General features: G+C 39.5%; 17 protein-coding genes and 1 tRNA gene. 6 read left to right on the forward strand and 12 right to left on the reverse strand.

Features of this window, described 5'->3' with window-relative positions:
- Nucleotides 1-13: 13 nt before the first annotated feature.
- The gene (locus BLR60_RS11590; RefSeq protein ID WP_090499934.1) at nucleotides 14-1,102 is read right to left on the reverse strand and encodes a Glu/Leu/Phe/Val family dehydrogenase; all 1,089 of its coding nucleotides are present in this window, start codon (nucleotides 1,100-1,102) and stop codon (nucleotides 14-16) included.
- A gap of 653 nt (nucleotides 1,103-1,755) precedes the next feature.
- On the opposite strand from BLR60_RS11590, the gene BLR60_RS11595 reads away from it, so the two are divergent.
- Together BLR60_RS11595 and BLR60_RS11600 are read left to right on the forward strand one after the other, a co-directional pair.
- A complete protein-coding gene (locus BLR60_RS11595) occupies nucleotides 1,756-3,546 on the forward strand; it encodes an ABC transporter ATP-binding protein (protein WP_090499936.1) in 1,791 nt (596 codons plus the stop codon).
- Between the two features lie 79 nt (nucleotides 3,547-3,625).
- Nucleotides 3,626-3,949, forward strand: a complete 324-nt coding sequence (locus tag BLR60_RS11600; protein ID WP_029275977.1) for a DUF3276 family protein — start codon at nucleotides 3,626-3,628, stop codon at nucleotides 3,947-3,949.
- A 68-nt stretch (nucleotides 3,950-4,017) separates the two neighbouring features.
- On the opposite strand, the gene BLR60_RS11605 is transcribed toward BLR60_RS11600, so the two are convergent.
- Nucleotides 4,018-4,482: a hypothetical protein gene (locus tag BLR60_RS11605; protein WP_090499938.1), complete on the reverse strand. Its 465-nt coding sequence runs from the start codon at nucleotides 4,480-4,482 to the stop codon at nucleotides 4,018-4,020.
- A gap of 199 nt (nucleotides 4,483-4,681) precedes the next feature.
- Between BLR60_RS11605 and ychF the strand changes: the two genes are divergently transcribed.
- Complete coding sequence (ychF, locus tag BLR60_RS11610; protein ID WP_090499941.1) at nucleotides 4,682-5,782, forward strand: redox-regulated ATPase YchF; 1,101 nt, start codon at nucleotides 4,682-4,684, stop codon at nucleotides 5,780-5,782.
- 747 nt (nucleotides 5,783-6,529) lie between these two features.
- Here the strand turns inward: ychF and BLR60_RS11615 are convergent.
- Together BLR60_RS11615 and mgtE are read right to left on the reverse strand one after the other, a co-directional pair.
- On the reverse strand, nucleotides 6,530-7,144 hold the full coding sequence (locus BLR60_RS11615; protein ID WP_090499943.1) for an HAD hydrolase-like protein: 615 nt from the start codon (nucleotides 7,142-7,144) through the stop codon (nucleotides 6,530-6,532).
- 9 nt (nucleotides 7,145-7,153) lie between these two features.
- Nucleotides 7,154-8,530 (reverse strand): magnesium transporter, encoded by a 1,377-nt coding sequence (mgtE, locus tag BLR60_RS11620; RefSeq protein ID WP_090499946.1) that lies wholly within the window; start codon nucleotides 8,528-8,530, stop codon nucleotides 7,154-7,156.
- Nucleotides 8,531-8,872: 342 nt separating this feature from the next.
- Here mgtE and BLR60_RS11625 point away from each other — a divergent pair, with 342 nt between their 5' ends.
- Nucleotides 8,873-9,613: a LytR/AlgR family response regulator transcription factor gene (locus tag BLR60_RS11625; RefSeq protein WP_090499948.1), complete on the forward strand. Its 741-nt coding sequence runs from the start codon at nucleotides 8,873-8,875 to the stop codon at nucleotides 9,611-9,613.
- A 225-nt stretch (nucleotides 9,614-9,838) separates the two neighbouring features.
- Nucleotides 9,839-9,910: transfer RNA gene (locus BLR60_RS11630), tRNA-Arg, on the forward strand.
- 454 nt (nucleotides 9,911-10,364) lie between these two features.
- Here the strand turns inward: BLR60_RS11630 and BLR60_RS11635 are convergent.
- From BLR60_RS11635 to BLR60_RS11645, 3 genes are all read right to left on the reverse strand, one after another.
- A complete protein-coding gene (locus BLR60_RS11635) occupies nucleotides 10,365-10,637 on the reverse strand; it encodes a UBP-type zinc finger domain-containing protein (protein ID WP_090499950.1) in 273 nt (90 codons plus the stop codon).
- A gap of 2 nt (nucleotides 10,638-10,639) precedes the next feature.
- Nucleotides 10,640-11,875 carry an NAD(P)/FAD-dependent oxidoreductase gene (locus BLR60_RS11640; RefSeq protein ID WP_090499952.1) on the reverse strand — a complete coding sequence of 412 codons (1,236 nt, stop codon included), beginning with the start codon at nucleotides 11,873-11,875 and terminating at the stop codon, nucleotides 10,640-10,642.
- 201 nt (nucleotides 11,876-12,076) lie between these two features.
- A complete protein-coding gene (locus tag BLR60_RS11645; protein WP_244155642.1) occupies nucleotides 12,077-14,449 on the reverse strand; it encodes a glycoside hydrolase family 95 protein in 2,373 nt (790 codons plus the stop codon).
- Between the two features lie 235 nt (nucleotides 14,450-14,684).
- Between BLR60_RS11645 and BLR60_RS11650 the strand changes: the two genes are divergently transcribed.
- Nucleotides 14,685-14,897: a hypothetical protein gene (locus BLR60_RS11650; RefSeq protein ID WP_090499956.1), complete on the forward strand. Its 213-nt coding sequence runs from the start codon at nucleotides 14,685-14,687 to the stop codon at nucleotides 14,895-14,897.
- A gap of 161 nt (nucleotides 14,898-15,058) precedes the next feature.
- Here BLR60_RS11650 and BLR60_RS11655 read toward each other — a convergent pair whose 3' ends face one another.
- From BLR60_RS11655 to BLR60_RS11675, 5 genes are read right to left on the reverse strand one after another with little or no spacing between them, the layout of a single operon-like run.
- A complete protein-coding gene (locus tag BLR60_RS11655) occupies nucleotides 15,059-16,234 on the reverse strand; it encodes a redoxin domain-containing protein (protein WP_090499958.1) in 1,176 nt (391 codons plus the stop codon).
- Nucleotides 16,235-16,265: 31 nt separating this feature from the next.
- Nucleotides 16,266-17,714: a PKD-like family lipoprotein gene (locus tag BLR60_RS11660; RefSeq protein WP_090499961.1), complete on the reverse strand. Its 1,449-nt coding sequence runs from the start codon at nucleotides 17,712-17,714 to the stop codon at nucleotides 16,266-16,268.
- Between the two features lie 11 nt (nucleotides 17,715-17,725).
- The gene (locus BLR60_RS11665; protein ID WP_167354724.1) at nucleotides 17,726-18,460 is read right to left on the reverse strand and encodes a DUF4843 domain-containing protein; all 735 of its coding nucleotides are present in this window, start codon (nucleotides 18,458-18,460) and stop codon (nucleotides 17,726-17,728) included.
- 13 nt (nucleotides 18,461-18,473) lie between these two features.
- A complete protein-coding gene (locus BLR60_RS11670; RefSeq protein WP_143009068.1) occupies nucleotides 18,474-19,904 on the reverse strand; it encodes a RagB/SusD family nutrient uptake outer membrane protein in 1,431 nt (476 codons plus the stop codon).
- Between the two features lie 25 nt (nucleotides 19,905-19,929).
- Nucleotides 19,930-23,250 carry a SusC/RagA family TonB-linked outer membrane protein gene (locus tag BLR60_RS11675; protein ID WP_090499967.1) on the reverse strand — a complete coding sequence of 1,107 codons (3,321 nt, stop codon included), beginning with the start codon at nucleotides 23,248-23,250 and terminating at the stop codon, nucleotides 19,930-19,932.
- Between the last annotated feature and the right edge of the window lie 181 nt (nucleotides 23,251-23,431).

Genomic DNA, 23,431 nt, shown 5'->3' on the forward strand with positions numbered 1-23,431 from the left:
TAATGATTATGATTTAATATGACGATTTAATTTTTTTAATATCTGCAATCCGTTTCTCGGCAATCCGGTTTGCAGCAATGTTTGTTGAAATTTTTTCGGTTTTACTCAATTTAATTACACTACGTGTAGCATCGTAAATATTCTCGGTAAGCTGTACGGTACGTTTTTTACCAAAACCGGTTAACTCCGAATAGCAGGAAATTAATCCACCTGCATTGATCAGGTAATCAGGCGCAAATAAAATCCCTTTCTTTAAGAGTAATTCGCTATCTAAAACCTCATCTTTTAACTGGTTATTGGCGGAACCTGCAATAATTGCAAATTTCATTTTTTCGATGGTTCTGTTATTAACGGTAGCACCCATTGCGCATGGGGCATATACATCAGCATCAGTGGTAAATATTTTATCGGCCTCAATGGGTTTTGCTTTATATTTCCGGGCAACATAAGTTAACTGTTCCTGATTAATATCGCTGATCAATACTTCTGCATTTTCTTTCCTTAACAGGGCGACCAGGTGTTCACCAACATTTCCAATACCTTGTACTACAATGGTTCTTCCGGCAAGCATATCTGTACCAAAAACCTCTTTAACACTAGCTTTAATACCTAAATAAACACCCTGTGCCGTAAAAGGAGCCGGATTGCCCGCCCCACCGATTGACTCGGGAACACCAGTAACATAATTGGTTTCCATACGGATATATTCCATATCGCGTGTATTGGTACCCATTTCCTCTGCGGTAATAAATTCGCCATTCAGGTTTTTAATAAACCTGCCATAGCTCCGCATTAAAGTTTCGGTTTTGTCTTTTCTGGAATCGCCGATAATAACCCCTTTTCCACCGCCCAGGTTCAACCCGGTTATGGCAGCTTTATAGGTCATTCCGCGGGATAAACGCAATGCATCTTCTAATGCTTCGCCTTCGGTACTGTAACTCCACATACGTGTTCCGCCTAAAGCTGGCCCCAATGTGGTATCGTGTATAGCAATAATTGCTTTTAAACCTGTATCTGGATCATTACAAAAAACCAATTTTTTATGCCCATAGGCACTTAATTGATCTAGAATTGATGAATCTGACGGAGAATTTGCTGGCATATTGAACGTTCGGATAACCTGCTGCAAAATTAAAATAAAAAACCATTATTACATCTATTTAACGAAACTATAACAAAATTAATTCGGACAGGATTAAATAAACTAAGTTGTTAACTTAAATTTAGGAAAAAATATGGGTTCGTGGAGATACAGGCCAGGGGCCTTGAAGAGAACCTTTAGGGTTAAACCAATACGAATAAGTAGTTATATTTTAGAAAAGCAGGTTCGGTAATTTTAGGTTACTAAAGTCCCGCTCATCCGCTTCAAAGCCTCAGTTAGTACCTCACCTACGGGTTTTACGCTGCTATCGCCCGCCTGCAACTGGCAGTGGTTTAGCTGGCACAGGTTTCCGAAGTTTTAAAGTGCAAAGTGCAGGTAATCTTCCGAAATGTGATGTAGCGAGAACTCTGCGTTAGGGATTGTAAGGGTTCAGTACCGATCCTTTATCGGTACCGCAGCGAAGCGGAGCCCTGGAAAGCCCGCCCCTTGCGCAGCTTGGGTAACGCCCAAATAGTAAAGCCCTTAATTAGCCATACTACATCACAGTCTCCCAAACCTGTAAGGTTTGAAGAAGTGTCATTAATTTTTAAAGCTTAACCAATACACGACAAATATAATGTGCAAAATAACAAAATTAGCTAAGTTTGTAGGGAATGAAACATTTACGCCGATTAAACAAATACTTTCTTAAATATAAATGGTGGATTATACCCGGAAGTATTTTCGTGGTGATTTCTAATATTTTTGGGGTCGTGCCTGCCCAGGTGATCGGCTATGCAGTAGACCTGATCGGCGAAAATATTCAGCTTTTTAACCTGTTTGATGGTTTCGACCGGCAGCCTATCATTTACGATATATTTAGCAACAACCTTTTGTTTTTTGGTTTGCTGGTTATTGCACTTTATTTATTGCGCGGATTATTCCTGTTTTTTATGCGCCAAACCATCATATTAATGTCGCGGCATATCGAGTTTGACATGAAAAACGATATTTACCAACACTACCAGAAGCTTAGCTTAGGTTTTTACCGCCGGAATAACACTGGCGACTTGTTGAACCGGGCAACAGAAGATGTGACCCGGGTAAGGATGTACGTTGGCCCGGCGATTATGTACACGATTAACACTTTTGTTTTATCTCTGCTCGTCATCTGGTCGATGTTTGATGTGAATTCCAGGCTGGCCATCTATTGCCTGTTGCCCCTTCCCTTCCTTGTAGTCATTATTTATTATGTAAACACGCTGATCTTTAAAAAAAGCGGAAAGATACAAGAGCGTTTATCAGATCTGTCCAGCTTTGTACAGGAGCGTTTTTCAGGAATCAGGATTATTAAATCATATGTCCGTGAAGATTATACCCGGAATATGTTCGAAATCCAGAGCAATGACTATAAAAGAGACTCGATGGGTTTAGTTAAAGTGTCGGCTTTGTTTTACCCTACCATGTTGCTATTAATTGGATTAAGTACTATTTTAACCATATATATCGGCGGTATCCAGGTGATGAACGGTAGTATTACTGCGGGGAATATTGCCGAATTTATCATTTACATTAACCAGTTAACCTTTCCCGTAACCATGCTAGGCTGGGTTACTTCTTTAATTCAGAGGGCTGCTGCATCGCAAAAAAGGATAAATGAGTTTTTAGATATCCCATCTGATATTCAATCGAACGAAACTGCAACGATGGAGCTTAACGGTAATATCAAATTTGATAATGTAAGCTTCACCTATCCGGACACAGGCATTGAGGCCCTGAAAAATGTGAGTTTTGAAATTAATAGTGGTGAATTCGTAGCCATTATCGGAAAAACGGGATCAGGAAAATCGACTTTGGCGAATCTGATGATGCGGATGTATGATGTAGAAAATGGCGCTATAGACATCGATGGAAAAAATATAAAGACACTAAACCTTAAGGGTTACCGCGGCCAGATTGGCTTTGTACCGCAAGAGGTTTTCCTCTTTTCGGATACCATAAAAAACAATATCGCCTTTGGTTTAGACGAAGTTACGGATGAAGAAGTGCATGAGGCTGCAAAAAACGCTTCGGTTTATACCAATATTATCGATTTCGAAGAAAAGTTTGAGACCATGCTGGGTGAACGCGGAATAACCTTATCTGGTGGGCAAAAACAACGGGTTTCCATTGCAAGAGCATTGATTAAATCACCTAAGATTTTAATCTTCGACGATTGTCTTTCGGCCGTTGATACCAGAACGGAGGAAGAAATACTTCAAAACCTTGGTAAAATCATGGCCGGAAAAACAAGTATTTTAATTGCCCACAGGATTTCGACCATTAAAAATGCTGATAAGATCCTGGTACTGGATAACGGTAAAATCATTGAACAAGGTACACATAATGAATTGCTTAGGTTAAACGGGAGTTATACGGAGCTTTATAATAATCAGCTTTTAGAGGAGGAAACCCGCACGATTTAAAATGTATTAAAATTGTATTTTGAACTTTAAATATTTACTTTATATTTACCGAAACCAAAAACCAACATCAATACCAACCATGGGAGAATTCGACAACAAGGAAAGAGAAGAAGTTTTTTCAAAGAAAGTAAGAGCAGGGAAGAGAACTTATTTCTTCGACGTGAAGGCTACAAGATCGGGTGATTACTATTTAACAGTTACCGAGAGCAAGAAAAGATTAGAAGACGGTGTGTTTGTAAAACATAAAATCTTTTTATACAAAGAAGATTTCGAAAAATTTGCAGAAGGACTAAATGAAACTGTAGATTACATCAAAACTCACCAGGATGTGGTTGAAAAACGTTATGAATATTCTGAAAATGGAGAACATAGCACCAAAGCAAGCGACGACTTTACTTTTTAAGTAATTATAATTTCAATAAAAAGCCTCCTGATTGTTAAAATCATGAGGCTTTTTTTTATGGATGTATTTTATTTTATACCTACAGCGCTCACCGCTACTGCAAGAATTAACATAAAATAACTTGCCAATAATATAATGGTTAGTATCCCCCAAAATTTAAACAGTGATTTTACATTCGCAACGGCATCATTTAAATTTTCCTGATCGCCAAACAGCACACCTTGCTTGCCCTTAGCAGAAAAACGCAACAACAATAAACTTGGGTAAAAAAACAGTAAGGCCAGTAACAGGTAAAATATGGTAATACCTGTTGCGCCAATACCGGCCAATGGCCCCAATTGATTAAGCATTGCAGGATTTGCTGATATTGCAGCTCCTATTCCAAATGAACTTATGGTTAAAAATGCAGAGATCACAAAACCTACAACCGATAAAAATCTGGCCCATTTACTCATATCGTAAAAATAGCTCCGCATTTCTTCGGTCACAATCAATTTTACTTCTTGAGGCACTTCATTTTCAAAATCTTCCATCTATCTCTATCTATTTTGGGCTAAACTTAGATAAAATATAGATTTGATACAAGAGCAAGGGTTTAAATAAAGGTTTTAAAAGCTTATCTTTGCGCGGTTTTAGCGGAGATGTATTACGAAAATGTGAGATGGGTGACGTGATGGATAAAGCGATTACCGGCTGAAGACTGTTGACTAAAGACTTAAAGACTAATAAATAATGGCATTACAATGTGGTATAGTGGGTTTACCAAATGTGGGAAAATCGACTCTTTTTAACTGTTTATCAAATGCAAAAGCGCAGGCCGCAAACTTTCCCTTTTGTACTATTGAACCTAATGTTGGTGTAATTACAGTTCCTGATGATAGATTAACCAAACTGGCAGAGTTGGTTAAACCAAACAAAGTGCAACCGAACACCATCGAGATTGTAGATATTGCCGGTTTGGTAAAAGGTGCATCAAAAGGCGAAGGCTTAGGAAACCAGTTTTTAGGAAATATCCGTGCGACGAATGCGATTATTCATGTTTTACGTTGTTTTGATGATGGAAATGTAATCCATGTAGATGGTTCTGTTGATCCGATCCGCGATCGCGAAATTATTGATACTGAATTGCAACTTAAAGATTTGGATACTGTTGATAAACGTATTCAAAAAGTTGAAAAAATGGCTAAAACAGGTGGCGATAAAGATGCGAAACGTACTTATGAAATTTTAACTGTGGTTAAATCTCATCTGGAGAGTGGTAAATCGATTCGTACAGCACCATTAGCGCAAGATGATTTTGATTTTATTGAAGATTTGGGTTTGCTTACGCAAAAACCAGTTATGTATGTTTGTAACGTTGATGAAGCTTCGGTAATTAACGGCAATAAATATGTTGATCTGGTTAGGGCAAACGTTGCGGATGAAAATGCGGAAGTTTTAGTGATCTCTGCTAAAATTGAATCAGAAATTGCTGAACTGGACAGCTACGAAGAGCGCCAGGAATTTTTGGCTGATTTAGGTTTAACTGAATCTGGCGTAAATAAATTGATCCGCGCTGCTTATAAATTATTAAACCTTTATACTTATTTTACTGCTGGTGTACAGGAAGTAAGGGCATGGACCATTACCAAAGGTTTTACAGCGCCTCAAGCTGCTGGTGTAATCCACACTGATTTTGAAAAAGGATTTATCCGTGCCGAGGTAATTAAATACAACGATTTCGTAACCTTAGGTTCTGAAAATGCCTGTAAAGATGCTGGTAAATTGGGTGTTGAAGGAAAAACCTATGTAGTGGAAGATGGCGACATTATGCATTTCAGATTTAATGTTTAAGCCTGCCCCAAACCCCTAAAGGGGGTTTTTAAAGTATTGATAGTATAGAGCCACTTGAAAGAGTGGCTTTTTGTTTAGAGATCTTTGTCATGGCACAGAATCTATTAGTCAGAGTTGACAACTTTAATAACACGGTTACACGGAAAGTTGTCAACTCTTCAAGTATCATAAGTGATTTTGCCACAGAAGCTCGGAAAACGCGGAAGATGTTACGCTGTCAGGCACAGTTAGTAGCGTAAGGAATTAACCACAGATGCGCACGGATAAACACAGATAATTAAGCGAAGAACTTCCTTTTTACCTTTTAGCAGCCATGCTGCCAATTAAACCCGTAAGCTTAAATGAACTAATATTTCTTCATTGGGAACAACTCTGAATATTAACTAAAGATCCTGAAATAAATTCAGGATGACGAACACTAGAAGGTACAGAATACACAGAATTATATTTCTGCACCCAGCCTAAAATATTAGCAGCGAATTTGCCCTTTAAACCCGATTGACAGTGAAAGCGCCTGATCCTTCATCAGGCCTTGAACAGAAAGCGGGAACAAACGTTAAAAAGAACTTCTGCCCTTGCTTTTCAAACACAAAGAAATATTTCTGACGCAGAAAACACGGAAGAGGTTCGTAGCGACGATAAGCCGTAAGTTAAAATTTCGAGCGGAGTGCGACTCCATTGAGAAATCTAAAAGATAGATCTCTCCGTTTCGCTACACTTCAGTTGAGATGACGACTTCTCTATCTATTAAACCTCTAAGCCATAAGCGGCCAATTGCACTTTTGTATCCTCGTAGCTGCTGTGATGAATGCCTTTTAATCCCAAACCTTCGGCAACCTGAACAAATAACATCCGATCATCGATGTACAAACTGGTTTCTACATCGCTCTGCGATATATCAATTGCCACCTTAAAAATATCGGCATCTGGCTTGCGGAAATGCACAAAACTGGATGACACAAAAAAATCGACAAACTCATTCAGCTTGAAGGTATTAATGCGGTATTGGTTGAGTTCTCTACCTTCGTTGCTGATTACGGCTACCTTTAAGTGATATTTCTTTTTTAAATCGCAGATCAATTGAATCATTTCCGGATAAGGAAGCGATTTTTTGAACATGAATTCCTTAAAATCATCGTAGGTAAAGTTGCGCTTTTTGAAGAAAACAATACGCTCCAGATATTCATCAAGCGTTAATTTACCCACTTCATAGGTATCGAACGTAAGGTGGTGGCGTTCTTCGAGATCAACAGAATCGAGGTCAAAAAGTACAGAAGCCTCTCCTCTTGCATGCCTATCCCAGCCATTCGTTAACAAAACGCCCCCGATATCGGTAAAAAGTGTGGTAATTTTCTTTTGCATGATTTAAATTTAAAGTAAGACGCCTTTTAGGATCAATACGGCGACACTGAAATAAATGACAATGCCGGTTACATCTACCATGGTGGCTACAAATGGTGCCGATGACGTTGCAGGATCGAGTTTCAGTTTTTTCAGGATAATTGGCATCATTGAACCGATTAAACTACCCCATAAAACAATTCCTACCAGGGTAAAGAATATAGTAGTTGCAATGAGAAGCCAGTGTGGCCCGTAATTATAAAGGTGTAATTCTTGCCAGGTTACAATGCGGACGAAACCGATTGTACCTAAAATGATTCCGAGTAAAGCTCCTGAAACCAGTTCACGACGCATCACACGCCACCATTCTGCAATGGTTACTTCGCCCAGGGCCATGGCCTGAATAATTAATGTTGACGCCTGGGAACCGCTGTTCCCCCCGCTGCTCATGATCAATGGAATAAAAAGAGACAATACCACTGCCTTTTCGAGTTCAATTTCGAAGTGTTGCATGGCTGTGGCAGTTAACATTTCGCCCAAAAAGAGTACAATTAGCCAACCGGCACGTTTTTTTACCAGTTTTAAAATCGGGATATCCAGATAAGGCTCGTCTAAAGCTTCGGTACCCCCTATTTTGTGCATATCTTCAGTATACTCTTCGTTGGCAATCCATAAAATATCATCAACGGTAACAATACCTAAAAGAATGTTGTTCTCATCTACCACAGGTAAAGCTACGCGGTTGTTCATCCTAAAGATGTTAATGGCATCTTCCTGAGGATCGTTTGCTTTTAAGGCGATGAAACGTTTATCGGTCAATTCGCCGATAATAGCTTCAGGATCAGCGAGCAAGACCTCACGGATTCTGATATCATCCAGCAGTACACCTTCCTTATTAATTACATACACCACATCAATGGTTTCGGAATTTTTTCCATAACGCCTGATGTGTGCTAAAACCCTTGTGATAGACCATTCGGGTTTTACAGCAATGTAATCGGGTGTCATTAAACGGCCGATACTGTCTTCTTTATAACCTAAAAGTGCAAGCGATTCTTTACGTTCTTCGGGAGGCAAAAGGGTGATCATTTTTTTAACAACATCGCCTTTTAACTCGCTAAAAAGTGCAGTACGATCATCAGGTGGCAGGTCTTTAATAATCTGATTAAGTTTATTGCCTGAAAGTTTTTTGATGATACGCTCCTGTGTAGGAAAATCCAGGATCCTGAATACATTTACAGCCCTGTTGAGTGATAAGGTTTCAATAAATTTAGCTGCATGTTGTGGGAGTTCATCTATCAGTTCTTCAACATCCGAAATATTCAGTTGATCCAGATATTGCTTTAATGCTCTATCATTTTCTTTTTCAAGTAGTTCCTGAATTTCTTCCACAACCATTTCTTCCATACACAGCTATTTATTTTGTTACATGCTTAAACCTTAATTAACGGTTCGCAAAGGTGCATTTTTATTTCTTAAAAAGCCAACCTGCGCACCTAAAATCCGCATAGCAGAAAGCCTAATTTCAAAATACAAGTGTATAAAGCCAAATCAGTGCAGGTTTGATAAATGAATTAATCATTTTTTAACCTAAAATATATCGGGTAAACAGATTTGCCCACACATCAAATCTTATTGTACTTCCGGTAGTTTGTAGCGAACATTCATTTGGACATGTAGCTTAACACAATATCCTCTAACAAAAAACAGAAAATAATTTTGTATATTGTCATATCTATTCTATCTCTCATGAACAACACCATACCCTGCATCATTATTGATGATGATCAGTCAGCTATTGACATTCTTCAAGAATTCATCTCAGCATTTCCGAGGCTAAGGCTAGAACTCACCTATACCAAATCAATTTCAGCACTAAACGATATTACCATGTTGAAGCAAAGCCACATCATCTTCACGGATATCGACATGCCTCATCTTTCAGGAATTAACCTCGCAGAAAATCTGAAAGGCGAACCACACAATATTATTTTTATTACCTCATACCCGGAATATGCGATCGAGGCTTTTAAAGTCAGGGCAAAGCATTATCTTCTTAAGCCCTTTGATCTTTCAGAATTTGCAAAAGTTGTAAATGATGTATTAAAAGAATGCTACGGGAGCCATAATTTCGAAGGAGATAGTGAAGATGTTTTCTATTTTAGAAAATCCAGCGATAAAAGCACCATATTAACTGTGCCAAAAAACGACATCATCTATATCCAGGGTTCAAATAACCATATCCATCTATACACGCCTACTGAAAATCATTCGGTTTATATGACCATTAAAGAGATGGAAGAAAAACTTAAATACCATACCAGCTTTTTCAGGGTACACAAATCTTACATCATCAATTCGGCTTTTGTAAAGAAAATTGAAGGTAACAAGATAAACCTCGGAAAGTATGAAGTATTGATGGCGGCACATTACAAGGCAGCTTTCGCCAAGTTCATTGAAGAACGGTTTCTATTATCCGGCAGAACTTAGCCTGAGCTGTGACGGTTGGTGGTTCGTCGCTGAAGATAATTAATCGAATTTGACACGTTAACATCAGAAAAGACTGATAGATAGATGCTTATCTCAGATACTGATCAAAATTCATAGCAGTTTCTTACCTAAACATTAATAGCAATAGATATAGCTGAATTTAACTGTATTTTTTTATTAAAAATGCCCAAAAAATAAGTTTTCAAATCCTATATTTGCAGCCTTGCTCCCGTAGTTCAATGGATAGAATTATGGTTTCCGGTACCATCGATATGAGTTCGAATCTCGTCGGGAGCACTTAAGGAAACAACAGACCTATGTTGTTTCCTTCTTTTTATCCAATAAAACTTTAAAACACAAATTGTTACAACATCCATAGCATGATGTTGGGGCTTTACTCACAAGTTTTATGATGCTCCATGCGGGAACAAGCACCTTAAAATTACTTACTAAACACATCTACCATACAGGTACTAAAAAGAAAGTCCGTATGATTCATTTGGATTGTTGAATGCCAACATGATACAAACATTTAGCTTAACTGGAATTTCGATGCATGAGGTCTGCCCTAATAAAAACTGGATATTGTGGCGTATCGAAAACAAGAAATCTATCATAATTAAAGCCTGCTCCCGATATATTCTATGTTAATGATATGAATGTGCAACAGTTTCAATCAGTATCAGAAATTATGCCCAATAATTCATTATTAATGAAAAATTCAATTATAGTCAATTACAATGATAATATACTAATAATCAACAACCTGATCATCGACATAACAATATAACCATCGCTCTTCTGGCTCTGAAGATATTACCACCGGATGGAATTCTGATTTGCAATGGTGCGACATGTGTTGCATTGGTGAAGAATCACAGCAAAGTGTAATACCACAGGTTTGGCAAGTGCGGAGATGTACCCACGCTGTCCCTCCTTCTATACATTCTTCACAAACGTTGTTCTTTGATGTTTTTATTTCGGTGATTGTAGAAATGTGATTGCATACTGAGTAGTTTTCCATAATTATAATTTTGATAAATATTGATGAACCTGCGTTACAGCCATCGCACCTTCCCCAACTGCAGAGGCTACTCTCTTTACAGAACCAAACCTGACATCGCCTGCTGCGAACGAGCCAGGTACACTGGTTTCCAAATGATATGGCGCTCTGTCTAACTCCCAGCACATTTTAAACGGGTCTAAATTTGCGAGATCGCTTCCCGTATATAAATACCCATTTTTATCCCTACAAATTGCTGTTTCGGCAGCCCAGTCGGTATTTGGTTTCCCACCTATACAAATGAATAATTTAGATGTATCATGCCATGCCTCCGTCCCTTCCTGGGTGTTTACAATTTTTATACGTTGTAAGTAATGATCACCTTCCAATGCGGTTACCTCCGAAAAGTAGAGTACGAAAATATTTTTTATGGTAGCTATTCTTTGAATCAGGTATTCGGAAAGCGTTTCGGCAAGATTGCCTTTTCTTATCACCATAAAAACGCGCTTGGCAAAACCAGAAAAGTATACTGCTGCCTGACCTGCTGAATTTCCGCCTCCAATGATGTATAGATCCTTATCCTGACAGAAAAAAGCTTCGCTTGCACCTGCTCCATAGTAAACTCCTTTGTGAAAAAATCTTGTTTCATCCGGGAGATTTAGCCTGGCATACTCAACACCAGTAGCACATATATTTGACTTTGCCACTAGTTTTTCACCGCTTGCAAAATCAACATGTATTTTACTATCATAAAAAGTAGCTTTAACACCTTCCTTTAGCAGTAGAATCTCAACGCCAAATTTCAGCGCTTGTTGCCGGGCACGTTCTGCAAGATTAGCACCTGAAATCCCTTCAGGGAAGCCAAGATAATTTTCTATCATTGAACTTGTACCAGCCTGTCCACCAATCGCTTCCCTTTCTATTAAAATTGTTTTCAAACCCTCTGATGCCGCATAAACTGCTGCACTCAGCCCAGCTGGTCCCGCTCCGTAAATGGAAAGATCATACTCTTCATATTTCGGCTGCGTTATCCAGCCTAATTCACAAGCTATTTGTTCAATTGAAGGGTTTAAGATCACCTTCCCATCAGGAAACGCTATGACCGGATGATTTTCAGGATTGTCCAGTGTTGTTTTTTCCTGAGGTGAGTATTGGGTAACATCAAACCAATCGAAGTCGACTACACTACGCTTTAAAAAATCTCTTATAGGATAAATTTCCGATGAATCAGCTTTTCCGTATAGTCTTAATTTTATCATAAATTTCCTATAGTGTAGATTGATTATACATTTGAGTCAGGCAACTACTTGAATTCAAAACCGTAATCACGCCAGCAAGCATCCTTAATTAAGTAATTTAAATTCAAGCACTTGAAGACAATAAGCGCATGATTCCATACGATAAAGTTACCAATATTTCTGCATAGCAGACAAATTATGCAAGAACTTTGATAAAACTACTTAACCCTTTATTTTATAAATCTTTCCTTTACTGGTTGAAAAAGTAGTGAGGTATCCATTTCCTGATTTAGTGACTTTTTGTTTAACGCCATCCACATGAATCTTATTGCTGGTTCTAATTACACAATTGCCACCATTTCCAGATCGGATCGATGCTGACTTTACTTTACCGGCATCCCATTCCATATCCACAGTAAAAGCGCCTCTGGCTTTTAGTCCGGATATTTTTCCGTTAGCCCATGCGGTTGGAAGTGCAGGCAATAGATGCAACTCATTAAGTTGACTTTGCAAGAGCATTTCTGTAATACCAGAAGTTGCCCCAAAATTTCCATCAATTTGAAATGGTGGATGCGCATCAAAAAGATTTGGATATAGACCGCCGCCTTTTGAAACACTTAAATCGCGCATTAAATCGCGAACCAATTTATAGGCATGATCGCCATCCAATAAACGGGCCCAAAAGTTGATTTTCCAGGCCAGACTCCAACCGGTTCCCTCATCCCCTCGCAGTTCAAGCGTTTTTTTACTTGCAGCAGCGATATTGGGATTGATTAATGGAGATATTTCCCGTCCCGGATGTAAACCAAAAAGATGACTTACATGGCGGTGATGCGGCTCTACATCTTTCCAATCCTTGTACCACTCCTGCAAGTTACCTGCCTTGCCAATATGAAGCGGATATAGTTTCGCTAATTTGGCTTGAAGTAGTTTTCTAAATTCCGCATCAATCTTTAATGCTTCAGAAGCTTCTATACAATTACGGAAATGGTCGCGAACGATCGACATGTCCATCGTTGTTGCGATAGAGGTATTTGCCGGTTTCCCTTTATCGTCATAATATTCGTTTTCGGGCGAGAATGATGGAGCGGTAACCAAATATCCGTTTTTATCTTCTACCAGATAATCCACCAAAAATTCTGCAGCGCCTTTCATTACCGGATAAGCCTTTTTCAAAAAGTCTTTATCCTGGGTAAACCGATAATGCTCATATAAATGCCGGCTTAGCCAGGGACCGGCCATATACCAGTTTGCCCATTTCGGGTCACCCTTACCTAAATCCCCTACCGGATTACTTAAGGCCCAGATATCGCTGTTATGGTGTGCTACCCAGCCCTTCATATGATAAAAATCTCTGGCAGTTTCTTTTCCCGTTATTGCTAAATCGTTGATAAATTTGAATAATGGGTATTCCATCTCTTCCAAATTACTAATGGCAGCAGGCCAATAATTCATTTGAGTATTGATGTTAATGGTATAATTTGAGCTCCAGGGTGGTCGCATGGAGGCGTTCCAGATTCCCTGAAGATTTGCCGGAGGTCCGCCAGGACGTGAAGAACTGATGAGCAGATATCTTCCGTATTGGTACAAAAGTGTCTCGAATGCCGGATCTTTTACGCCTTTACTAAATCCAATCAAGCGCTCATTTGTGGGAAGTTTCGCATTTGCAACATTACTTGTTGAGTCCAGCGTAAATTTAACGCGATTGAAATAACGCGAGTAATCGGCTACGTGCTCGGTAAAAAGTACTTTCCATGGTCGCTTAGTTACAGCTAAAAGATTATCGTTACTAATTTTAACCTCATCCTTTCCCTCACTTACGGGGCATTTATCGAAACCATTAAAGCTAGTGGCGGCACAAATAAACAATAATACTTCGTCGGCATTTGTAACGTTCACTCCCGAAGTATCAGACCTTATGCTTCCACCTTTTGAAACAGCCCGAACCTGCATGGCTACCCGCATACCGCGGCAGTCTCCATCGTCATAGCTTACCGGCTTCGAATTATAATCAATATAATTGGGATCAACCTGTGATGGGGCTTTTCCTTTAAAAATAATACCATTGTTTCCATCTGCAGTTACAGCTCCTCTAAGCTGGCTACTTACACTGGCAAAAAAACTGATCATGCCGGGTTTATCCGCACTTAAGCGAATAACAATGGCCTTACCTGGGGCAGTGGCAATGATTTCGCGTTTGTAAGCCACTCCGTTTGCCTTAAAGCGGACGGTTGCTATACTTTCATCAATAGATAAGTCTCTTACATATTCCTCAAATTTTCCTGACCCAATATCCTGTTTCAACTTAAGATCGGCCATGGGTAAAAAAGATTGAGAATAAACCCCTTGCATTTTGCTGGCTTCTGTATTTGCCTCCTGGTAATTTTCATTTTTCAAAAGTAACTCACGGGTACGCATGAGGTATTCTGGTGCTTTGGGATTCACATTCGGTTTTACTGGTCCACCACTCCATAAAGTGGCTTCATTAAGCTGGAATAATTCATTAGACGGATCGCCAAAAATCATTGCACCCAATAGGCCATTGCCAACAGGCAAAGCTTCAGTCCATTTTTTTGCCGGAGTATTGTACCACAATAAATCATTTTTTTGTCCAAAACATCGAAAAAACAAACCGGAACAAATAAACAGACAAAATAAAAAACGAATCATAGACTAATATTATGGATTAAATTTTAAAAAATGACCTTTAACGACCGTAGGGTTTTCAATATTAAATTAAAATTCTGACAAATACTAAGGATTTAACGTAGATACTAGCGTTATGACCGATATAATAGGCAAAAAACTAAAATTTTTAACCGATTAAACTTTGAAAGTATTATTTGATCTGGGCTGGCCGCGGGGCCATCTACGCTTTCATCTGGAAATACAATCCGATACGCAGTTTGTAGTGATATTCACCCCTAATAATCAAGCACATACAGCGCCTGCCGATAATAATGCAGTTGAAGAGTATTTATGTGCAGGGTACCAATCTCAAAAAGCGTTCGACTATGCTAAGGCTGATAACTGCGATACTTAATGACATTGAGCTAATACCGATACAAATGCGCAATCACCCTATATAGAATAATTCCACATTAAACAACTTACCAAGTTCATTTCAAAGCAAACCCTCGTATGCATTTCGGCATACAAGGGTTTGCTTGCATTATGGTTAACCCATCCTGGGATAATTAAATTTTACCGTGACATCTCTATCATAGTTGAAAGTTCCCTGACCGCAGCATCATTTGGCCAAAGCAAACCCAACTCTTTGAAACGTATTTTGCCATTACCATCAATAACAAACTTGGCGGGGATTCCACTAACTCCAAATGATGTTACCGCAGTATTTTTTTTCGCAACGGGATCTTTCAAATCCATGTACAGCGGTAAATCCAGGTTGTGTGTCAATAAATAGTTTGTTGCATCAGCTTGTGGGCTTGGAGAGGTTTCCCAGGTATGTATAAACAGAAACTTCACATTCGGATCATTCTTATACTTTTTAACGAGCATTTGCATCGCGGGGAGCGATTTTTTACAGGGGCCACACCAGGTTGCCCAGAAATCAAGAATGATTGTCTTTCCTTTAAAGTCTGATAAGGATACTTCTTTACCATTGATATCTTTAACTTTAAATTCAGGTGCCTGCTCCGAAATCATTTTGGCTGCTATTTCTGATTTATACTTGTCATCAAACTGACTTATTAACGCTGCTAAGTAGGCATTTGAGTCTTTTTCAGGATGCACTTTTGCATAGGCATTTTTCAGTTCGGTCTTAACATCATCATTAGCCAGGCCTGATAAAACTGCTTTTTCCAGTTCCGGAAGCGCTTCCTGGTACCTGCCGGTTTTGCTCATCAAATAATAATACTGTGCGGTTAATCCTGCACTTTTTTTGGCTGCCTGCTCATAAACCTCCTTAATGGCGACAAAAGCTTTGTTATGGTCTCCCTTTTTATCCATCACCTGACTGTAAAGCTGTAATAAAAACAACCGCTCCTCCCTGGCATTTGTCGGATTGTTTAATTCTTGCTGAACCAGCGTTTCCGCAGCTTTCAAATCATAGGCCATGATGCCCGTCGCAATTGTTTCGACATACATGATCCGGGCTGTTTTGTCTATCTTATTGAAATAGGATAAAGCTTTGGCTGATTTTTTCGCAACTACAAAATTTTCAGCCATTGTGGCATAGTACTGGCCAAAATTATCATTTTGATGCGCTTTAGAAAGGCGATTAAGGATGTCCTCTTTTTTTGAAAGATCGATAAAGAGTTTCATAGAATCGAGACTTGCCTGATAAGGTGGTTTTGCCTGCTGACTATATACCGATAAACCTGTAAACAGGAGCGCAATAAATACTGTTATTTTTCTCATTTTGATTAGATATTATAAATCATTTTCTAAGTTACATTGGCAGATTTTGTCTGGCAGCGGCAATTTGCATAATTTCCCCAAAGCCTGTAAATTTCTTAGTGTACGTACCGTTATTAAATTCTCCCTGGGCATTGATGTCGAAATAATAAACTTCGCCCGCTGAACCATTATTCACACCAATCACCAGTTGTTTGCTGGTACTTCGTTTCATTTCGATATCTTTAATTACATACCCAGTCGGGAAAGTGTAGATAAGCCTTGCCGATTTAGCAAGCATGTCGTATAAATACACGTTATTTCCGGCGGTATAATAAAGTTGTTTTAAGATGGAAGAGGTTGCAAAGTTAGTGGCACTACCAATTTCCGGACTACTATCCATTTTTTGATTAATCCCAGGATGGGTACTGTTTCCATCCCCCGTTAAAGATAGTAAGTAGCGGCCATCGTTACCTTCCATAATATAATACCATTCAATTCCCTCTTGTGATAAGGTTGTTACGCCCCGGTCATAAGCGATCATTTTTTTACCTACGTTTGCCATATCAAACGAGTTTGTTGTTAAAGGTGTTGCGGGTGCACGATCCAGAATTCTAGACAAATACGGCATCTGCATAAAACTCATTGTGTTGTTGTCGTAGAAATAAGTCATACTATAATCGGCGGGGAATATGCCGGGGAATAAATTATAGTTACCAGGAATGCGCTGAGTAAAGGGTTTGACATTGTCTGAGGTTGCACCGGAAAGCCCAACATATAAATTGCCGTCTGCCACTATATACTGTTCAAATTGTAAATTATTTATCATGAATACTGGGGCACTTTTAAACGGAAGTGGTGTAGCCAAACCCGGGAGTATCGAACTTTTGTCACCAAGATCCAGCCAGTCGTTCATGTTAAAACGATAAACATTTTGATCACTAAAGTAATAGAAGAAACCACCTTTCCCAAAATTATATAAGGCCAGTGCTTTACCTGGATAGGTTTTATTGTTTGCCACTTCCATAGGGTTGTCAAAAATGATATCGTCTGTCCGAATCAAAGAAACTTTGCCTTTTCCATCTTTGTTATTGACAATATACCAACCATCAGGATAAACACCATTCACTGTGATGGTATATTGCTTTACTGTATAAATGCCATTTCTCTTGCTCGTTACTTTGTATATTACCGGATAAGTACCTGGGCTTAGTGTTACTTTGATGCGTAAATTTTTTGTTTTAGCAATTGTTGTTGTATCTGTTGCTGTATTAAGTTTCCAGCTATAAGTAAATGAATCACCTTCGGGCATTGTTTGCGCCAATGTTGGTGTGATGATCAGTGAATCCAGTTGAGGAACCGTAAAACTGGTTGTTGCATCGGTTATCTTAATGTCGTTGATTTGATCATATTTAAACGATTGATTGTCTTTTTTACAGGCCGAAAATGCCAGCATGATGACAATAAAAACCGGGCTGAGCTTTAAAAAGTATTTTAAATGCATAATATTTTAAATTAAGGGAACGATATCTCTTGACCGTTCTCATCTAACAATGGACCATTTGCAGCCTCGTAAGCGGCCAGCGCATTTCTCAGCGTCACGGGGAAGTTGAGCAGACCGTCAGATCCGATACTATCTAAAGAGAAATCTGTTATACCCAGTACTTTAACCATGAATTTATACTTTTCGGCGCTAAATTCCCCAAAATCCTCATCTAAAAGATCCCAATAAGCAGGTCTAACATACATGCCGGATACATCAATCTTCAGATATCTAAAGTTTTCCTCCGTCTGGATAGTGGTGGTCGCGGGCGTTTGGCCGAGCGTACCTAAAGTAAAATCCTTGGTTTCAGCTGGCTCTAAAACGATTCTATAAACATGGCTTGCCATTCCAACAGAGTTGATCAGTACAAGTGGATAGTTAAATATGTAGACACCAGGCGGAATGGTCACTTCTTTTAGCTCAAAATCCACACCCGCTGTTGCAGTTGTTCCGGCAGCTGTTTTTAGCAATACGGTACGTGGCTGATCAGACAGCTTTCCTGTAAGCCTCAAAGGTATATACATCGTATCCCTTGTTTTTACAGTTTTTTGAAATGCAAAAGAGTAACTTCTCGTTGCTGTGGTATGTAATTGTTGGTAAGTGTAAGCAAAGAAGCTAACGCCATCTTTTCCTTGATAGGTTTCTACAGCTTCTTTTTTACAAGAAAAAAGCGTAAAGACCATCGTCACATATAATATATATTTCATAATACAAGTGTGATTAATTAGCATAGTTTGGATTAAATTGAAGTTCGGAAGGCGGAATTGGGAGTATATATTGACTCTGTGCCATAGCAGGACCAAATTGCATTCTAGAAGCTTTAATACGTTTATAGTAAAAAAATAATTGTCCTTCTGCATAAAATTCCTTCTGATACTCCTTGGTAATCTCTCCTTTAAGCGTCGAAGCAGTGATCGTATTCGGTAAAACGCCAATTCCTCTGTTCAGGCGTACTGTATTTAAATAGCTTACGCCAATCGCAGGCGTTGATGCCGTTTCAGCCAGAATATAATACATCTCCGAAAGACGGATACCTGGTACATACTGATCGAGTAAATTATCGGTAATTGGGGTGGTAGAACTGGATGCCTGCCAGAATTTAGATGGGAACGGGACTCCTCCCTCCTGCTCAAGGCGAAACGCAAATCTAAAGTCTGAAGTCCCCCCATTGTTGGTTTCGTAAAGTGTACTAAAATTAGCGGCGCTACGTGTAAGCGTTTGGCTTGCAGCCCCCCTAAATCTAAAATAACGTTGAACGGTCGGCAATATATCCCTAACCCTGATCATAAATACCTGCTCGTTAAAATACAAGCGGTCACGTACTGTTAAACCCGAACTAACGGCACCGGCCGCAGCCTGGGTAACAAATGCATACTTACCCGAACTGATTACTACATTTGCGGCAGCAGCAGCGCCTGTATTATCGCCGCTATATAACATGATCCTTGCTTCCAGTGCTTTTACACCATAGTAATTTAATTTATTCCGCCTGGCACGTAAATCGCTGGTCACAATCGGATCAACAGGTAACAGTAGACTTTCCGCTTCTTTCAGGTCGGCCAGGGCAAATTTAACCACCTCTGCAGTTGTTGCTGGGGGATTTGCATTTTGGTTGACGTCTTTTTTGTAAGGGATGGCTTTTAGATTGGCACCCGCAGTATATTCAGGCCCAAACATCCGTAATAAATCAAAATGCAAAAATGCCCTTAAGGCTAAAGCTTCACCACGTAATAGTGCGTACGAATTATTGGATAGCACAGATCTGTTTGCTTCTGTATTTGCAATTATTTTATTAGCTGCGGCAATTGCACTATAACTGGCAGACCAGATGGAATCGGTATAGCTTACGACTTCCGTTGAAGCGTAGTTCAGGAGTTGTGTCTGTTGCAACTGAACTGACGATGCAGGATCAATTGTCGCATAATTTTGAGCAAGCGCGGAAGCGAAGCCCATGGAAAGGTTATCCCCATAGAGTTTGCTACTGGCAAGCTGGCCATATACGCCTGATAAAGCCTGTTGAAAACCAACTTCTGAAGTAAACAGCTGTTCTTCAGATAGACTCGTTTTGGGTGTTACATCCAAAAATTTCTTACAACCGGAAAACATCGCAACTATTGCCAGGATTCCTATAATTAATGTTGTTCTTTTCATTGGGATATGAATATGTTTTTTGAATTTAAAATCTTGCACTTAAACCAAATGTATACTCTCTGGCAAAAGGATTATCTGTACCACGTTCTATTTCAATGGAGCTAAAGGTAGCCAGGTTGTTCGTTGTGGCACTAACACTTAGGTTCTGCAAGCCTAACTTTTTTACAAATGCGGTTTTGAACTGATAACTCAAATTAATGGAGCTGAGCTGAATGTTATTATCGCGCTGAACAAAACGTGAAGTAAGCTTTGTTGGTGTCGCAGAGGTTGTAATTCTACGGTATGGGCTCAAACTTCCAGGTCCAGTCCAACCCAGGTCATACGCTCTTCGGTCTACGTTGTTACGCGCATCAACGGCCTCCACACGGTTTAATAACGTACTGTTATACAGATCAGCACCATAATTATAATTGAAACTGAAATTTAAGGCAAAACCTGCGTACAGGAAGTTTGAATTAATGGCACCTGTCCATTTTGGGCGTGTATCGCCAACATAGGTTTTATCATTAACATCCCACACAAAGGTTGGGGTACCATCTGCTTTCAGGTAAACTTCCTGGCCGGTAACCGGATCAATGCCTAGTGACCTCACCGCATAAATGGCCGTTGTCGATTGACCTTCAATAAACTGCGCATTTTCAACTGTCTGATTAGGATTATTTGTATTCAATGCGGCGTTGAAGGCTTTAAGTTTATCAGAAACTTCTTTTAACACCGATTTATTAGTGGCTGCGTTCACAGAAACATTCCATTTTAAGCCTTTACGAGGGTCAGATAGTATGGTATAACCGAGGTCGAGTTGTAATCCCCTGTTTTGAATTTTACCCAAATTTTCAGTGTAAGAAGGGAAACCGGTGCTAGATGCCAGCGAAACTGTAGTCAGCGCATTCTGCGTTACTTCGTTATAAAATTCTGCATTAAAAGTTAAACGGTTGTCCAGAAATGCTGAAGCAATACCAATGTTAGACTTTAATACCTGCTGCCAGCTTAAATTCGGGTTTCCAAGTGCACCAGGAAAAGCACCTACCTCGCCGAAATAACCGGTCGATGTACCCAGGTTGTACCTAAATTGTGCGGCGTAAGGATCTTGTACAGATGTACCGGTAGAACCGTAACTACCGCGAATCCTCAATAGATTAACTGTTCTGCTGTCCTTAAGGAATTGTTCATTATTGATGTTCCATCCTAAACCTGCAGACCAGAAGTTACCAAATTTATTGTTTTCCCCGTAAGCAGACGAGCCATCTCTGGTATAGGTAAAATCAGTAAAATACCGGTTATCATAAGAATAATTTGCACTTCCTGTGTAGGAAAGGTTATTAATTGTACTTTCCGTTCCGGTAGGCCTGCTGTTTAAATACTGCGCAGCAAACAGGATGTTGTCCAGACGATCGAAAGGAAAACCCTGTGTAGATACATTATATGAATTTAAGTTTGTGCTGGCAAGCCTGAATCCTGCATATACCGTAACGCCATGCTTTCCAAAATTCTTGTTGTAGTTCACAGCACCTGTTCCGTCCATGGTAAAGGCATCACTATTGTCTTTCGAATAGGAACCTCTCGCACTTAAATCTGCAACACCATTAAACCGGCTATCTAACGCAGAATAGAAGTTATCTATTGTTCCGTTTACTTTGGTAATGCCCAGTGCACCAGTAAACCACAAAGACTTACTATAGTCGTAACGAATAGTGGTGTTGTTTCTTAAATTAAAGTTCTTATTCCTGTTGTTGATAGTATTGTACTTAATATCCATTAATGGGTTTAAGACAACCGAACCTGCTACACCGAAGCCCAAATTGATGTTCTCCAGGTACTGGTTTATATTACCATTTTCATCGTAAGGTTTCCAGTATGGATTCAAAGCCAGGTACTGACTAAATTCTCCATAGGGCGAGTCATTAGAAATAACCTGAGTTGCAATCGTGTTGTTTTGGAAGGTTAAATTATTGGTTTTATAACTTAATGTAAAACTTCCAGAATAATTTTTCCTATCCTGTTCTTTCATTACGCCCTGTAACAGATTTCCGCTGAAAGTAAGGTTGAAGGTCAAAGACTGGTCGCCGCCACGTAATGACAAGTTAGTTCTGTTGTTGATTCCTGTTTGAACGGGAATAGATTTCCAGTCTGTATTCACACCGCTCAAAACGGCTTTATATCGTTCTGCATTAATAGCCTGGCCTCTATAACTGTTTAGAAAACCTACACGACGTTCGAAATCCAGTTTTTCTGATGCATTCAGCATGTGGTATACTGAAAGATCAGGGGATGATAAGGTTAAGTTATTGGTTATAGAAACCTCTACTTTTCCTCGCGGTGGGAGGATTGTTGTAACAACCATTACACCGTTACCCCCACGAGATCCGTACATTGCAGTAGCAGAAGCATCTTTTAACAAAGTAACAGATGCGATTTGATTCATATCGAGGTCTACAATTGCCTGTAATGAAACCTGGAATCCATCGAGAATAAACAATGGCGTATTGGGATTTCCAACAAGTTCTGAACCCAGGGTTGGGTAAGAAGTTTGTCCACGCATGGTAATTTCAGGTAGCGCATTGATGTTACCCCCAATCTTATTATTGGGAATGATTCTGAAAGATGGGTCGAGGGCGGCAATACCGGCAAATACATTTACCGGACTCACGGCTTTAAGCTCAGCTCCGGTCATGGTTTTAGCAGCTCCGGTATAAGTGTTGACTTTCCTGTCTACCATTCCTGTGATCACCGTTTCATTTAGCGTTAACTGATCTTCCTGCATATAAATGGTATAATTCGAATTAGAGGAGATAGGCACCTCAACTGTCTTATAACCTATAAATCTGAACTCCAAAGATGTTGCACCTGCCGGGATGCTGATGGAAAACTTTCCATTCTTATCCGTCTGAACCGCAGACTTTGTTCCCTTGATAGATACCGTAACGCCCGGGATTGGCTTGTGTTCTTTGGCATCGCCAACAAAACCAGAAATGACATCCAGGCTAGCCTTTACACCTGCTTTAATCACCACGGTCTGGTTGCGTATGGTAAAGTCTAAATTTTGTGCTGCAAAAATTTGCTTAAGCACAGCGGGCAATTCAGCATCTTTAACATTGATGGTTACGGGTATTGAATTTTCCAGTAAGTTGTCTGTATAAAAAAAATTATAACCAGTTTGTTGGTTAAGTTCCTTAAAAACAGACCGAAGGGAAGCATTTGACTTGGTTAAAGTCACTTTTTGAGCGAGACTTGATGCACTTACCTGCATAAGGCACGCTATTATTATTACAATGGTTAGGCGCATGGTTAACAATAATTTGAGGTACAGCCGGTTAGGTATACCAAATTTCCTTGATTTTTGATACATTAGTAGTTGGTTTGGTTAAACAGTCTCTGATGCGTTGGTCCGTAGCAAGACTGTGGTTGTAAATTGATTTTCAATCGAATATTCCAGACTATGATCAGGTCCCGGCAGTTAAACGGGGCCTGTTTTTTTGGGAAGTTTTTCTTATCGTATTTTTTTCGTCATGTAGTTTGTTTAAAGGTTA

This window comes from Pedobacter terrae, from assembly GCF_900100705.1.
GTDB lineage: Bacteria > Bacteroidota > Bacteroidia > Sphingobacteriales > Sphingobacteriaceae > Pedobacter > Pedobacter terrae.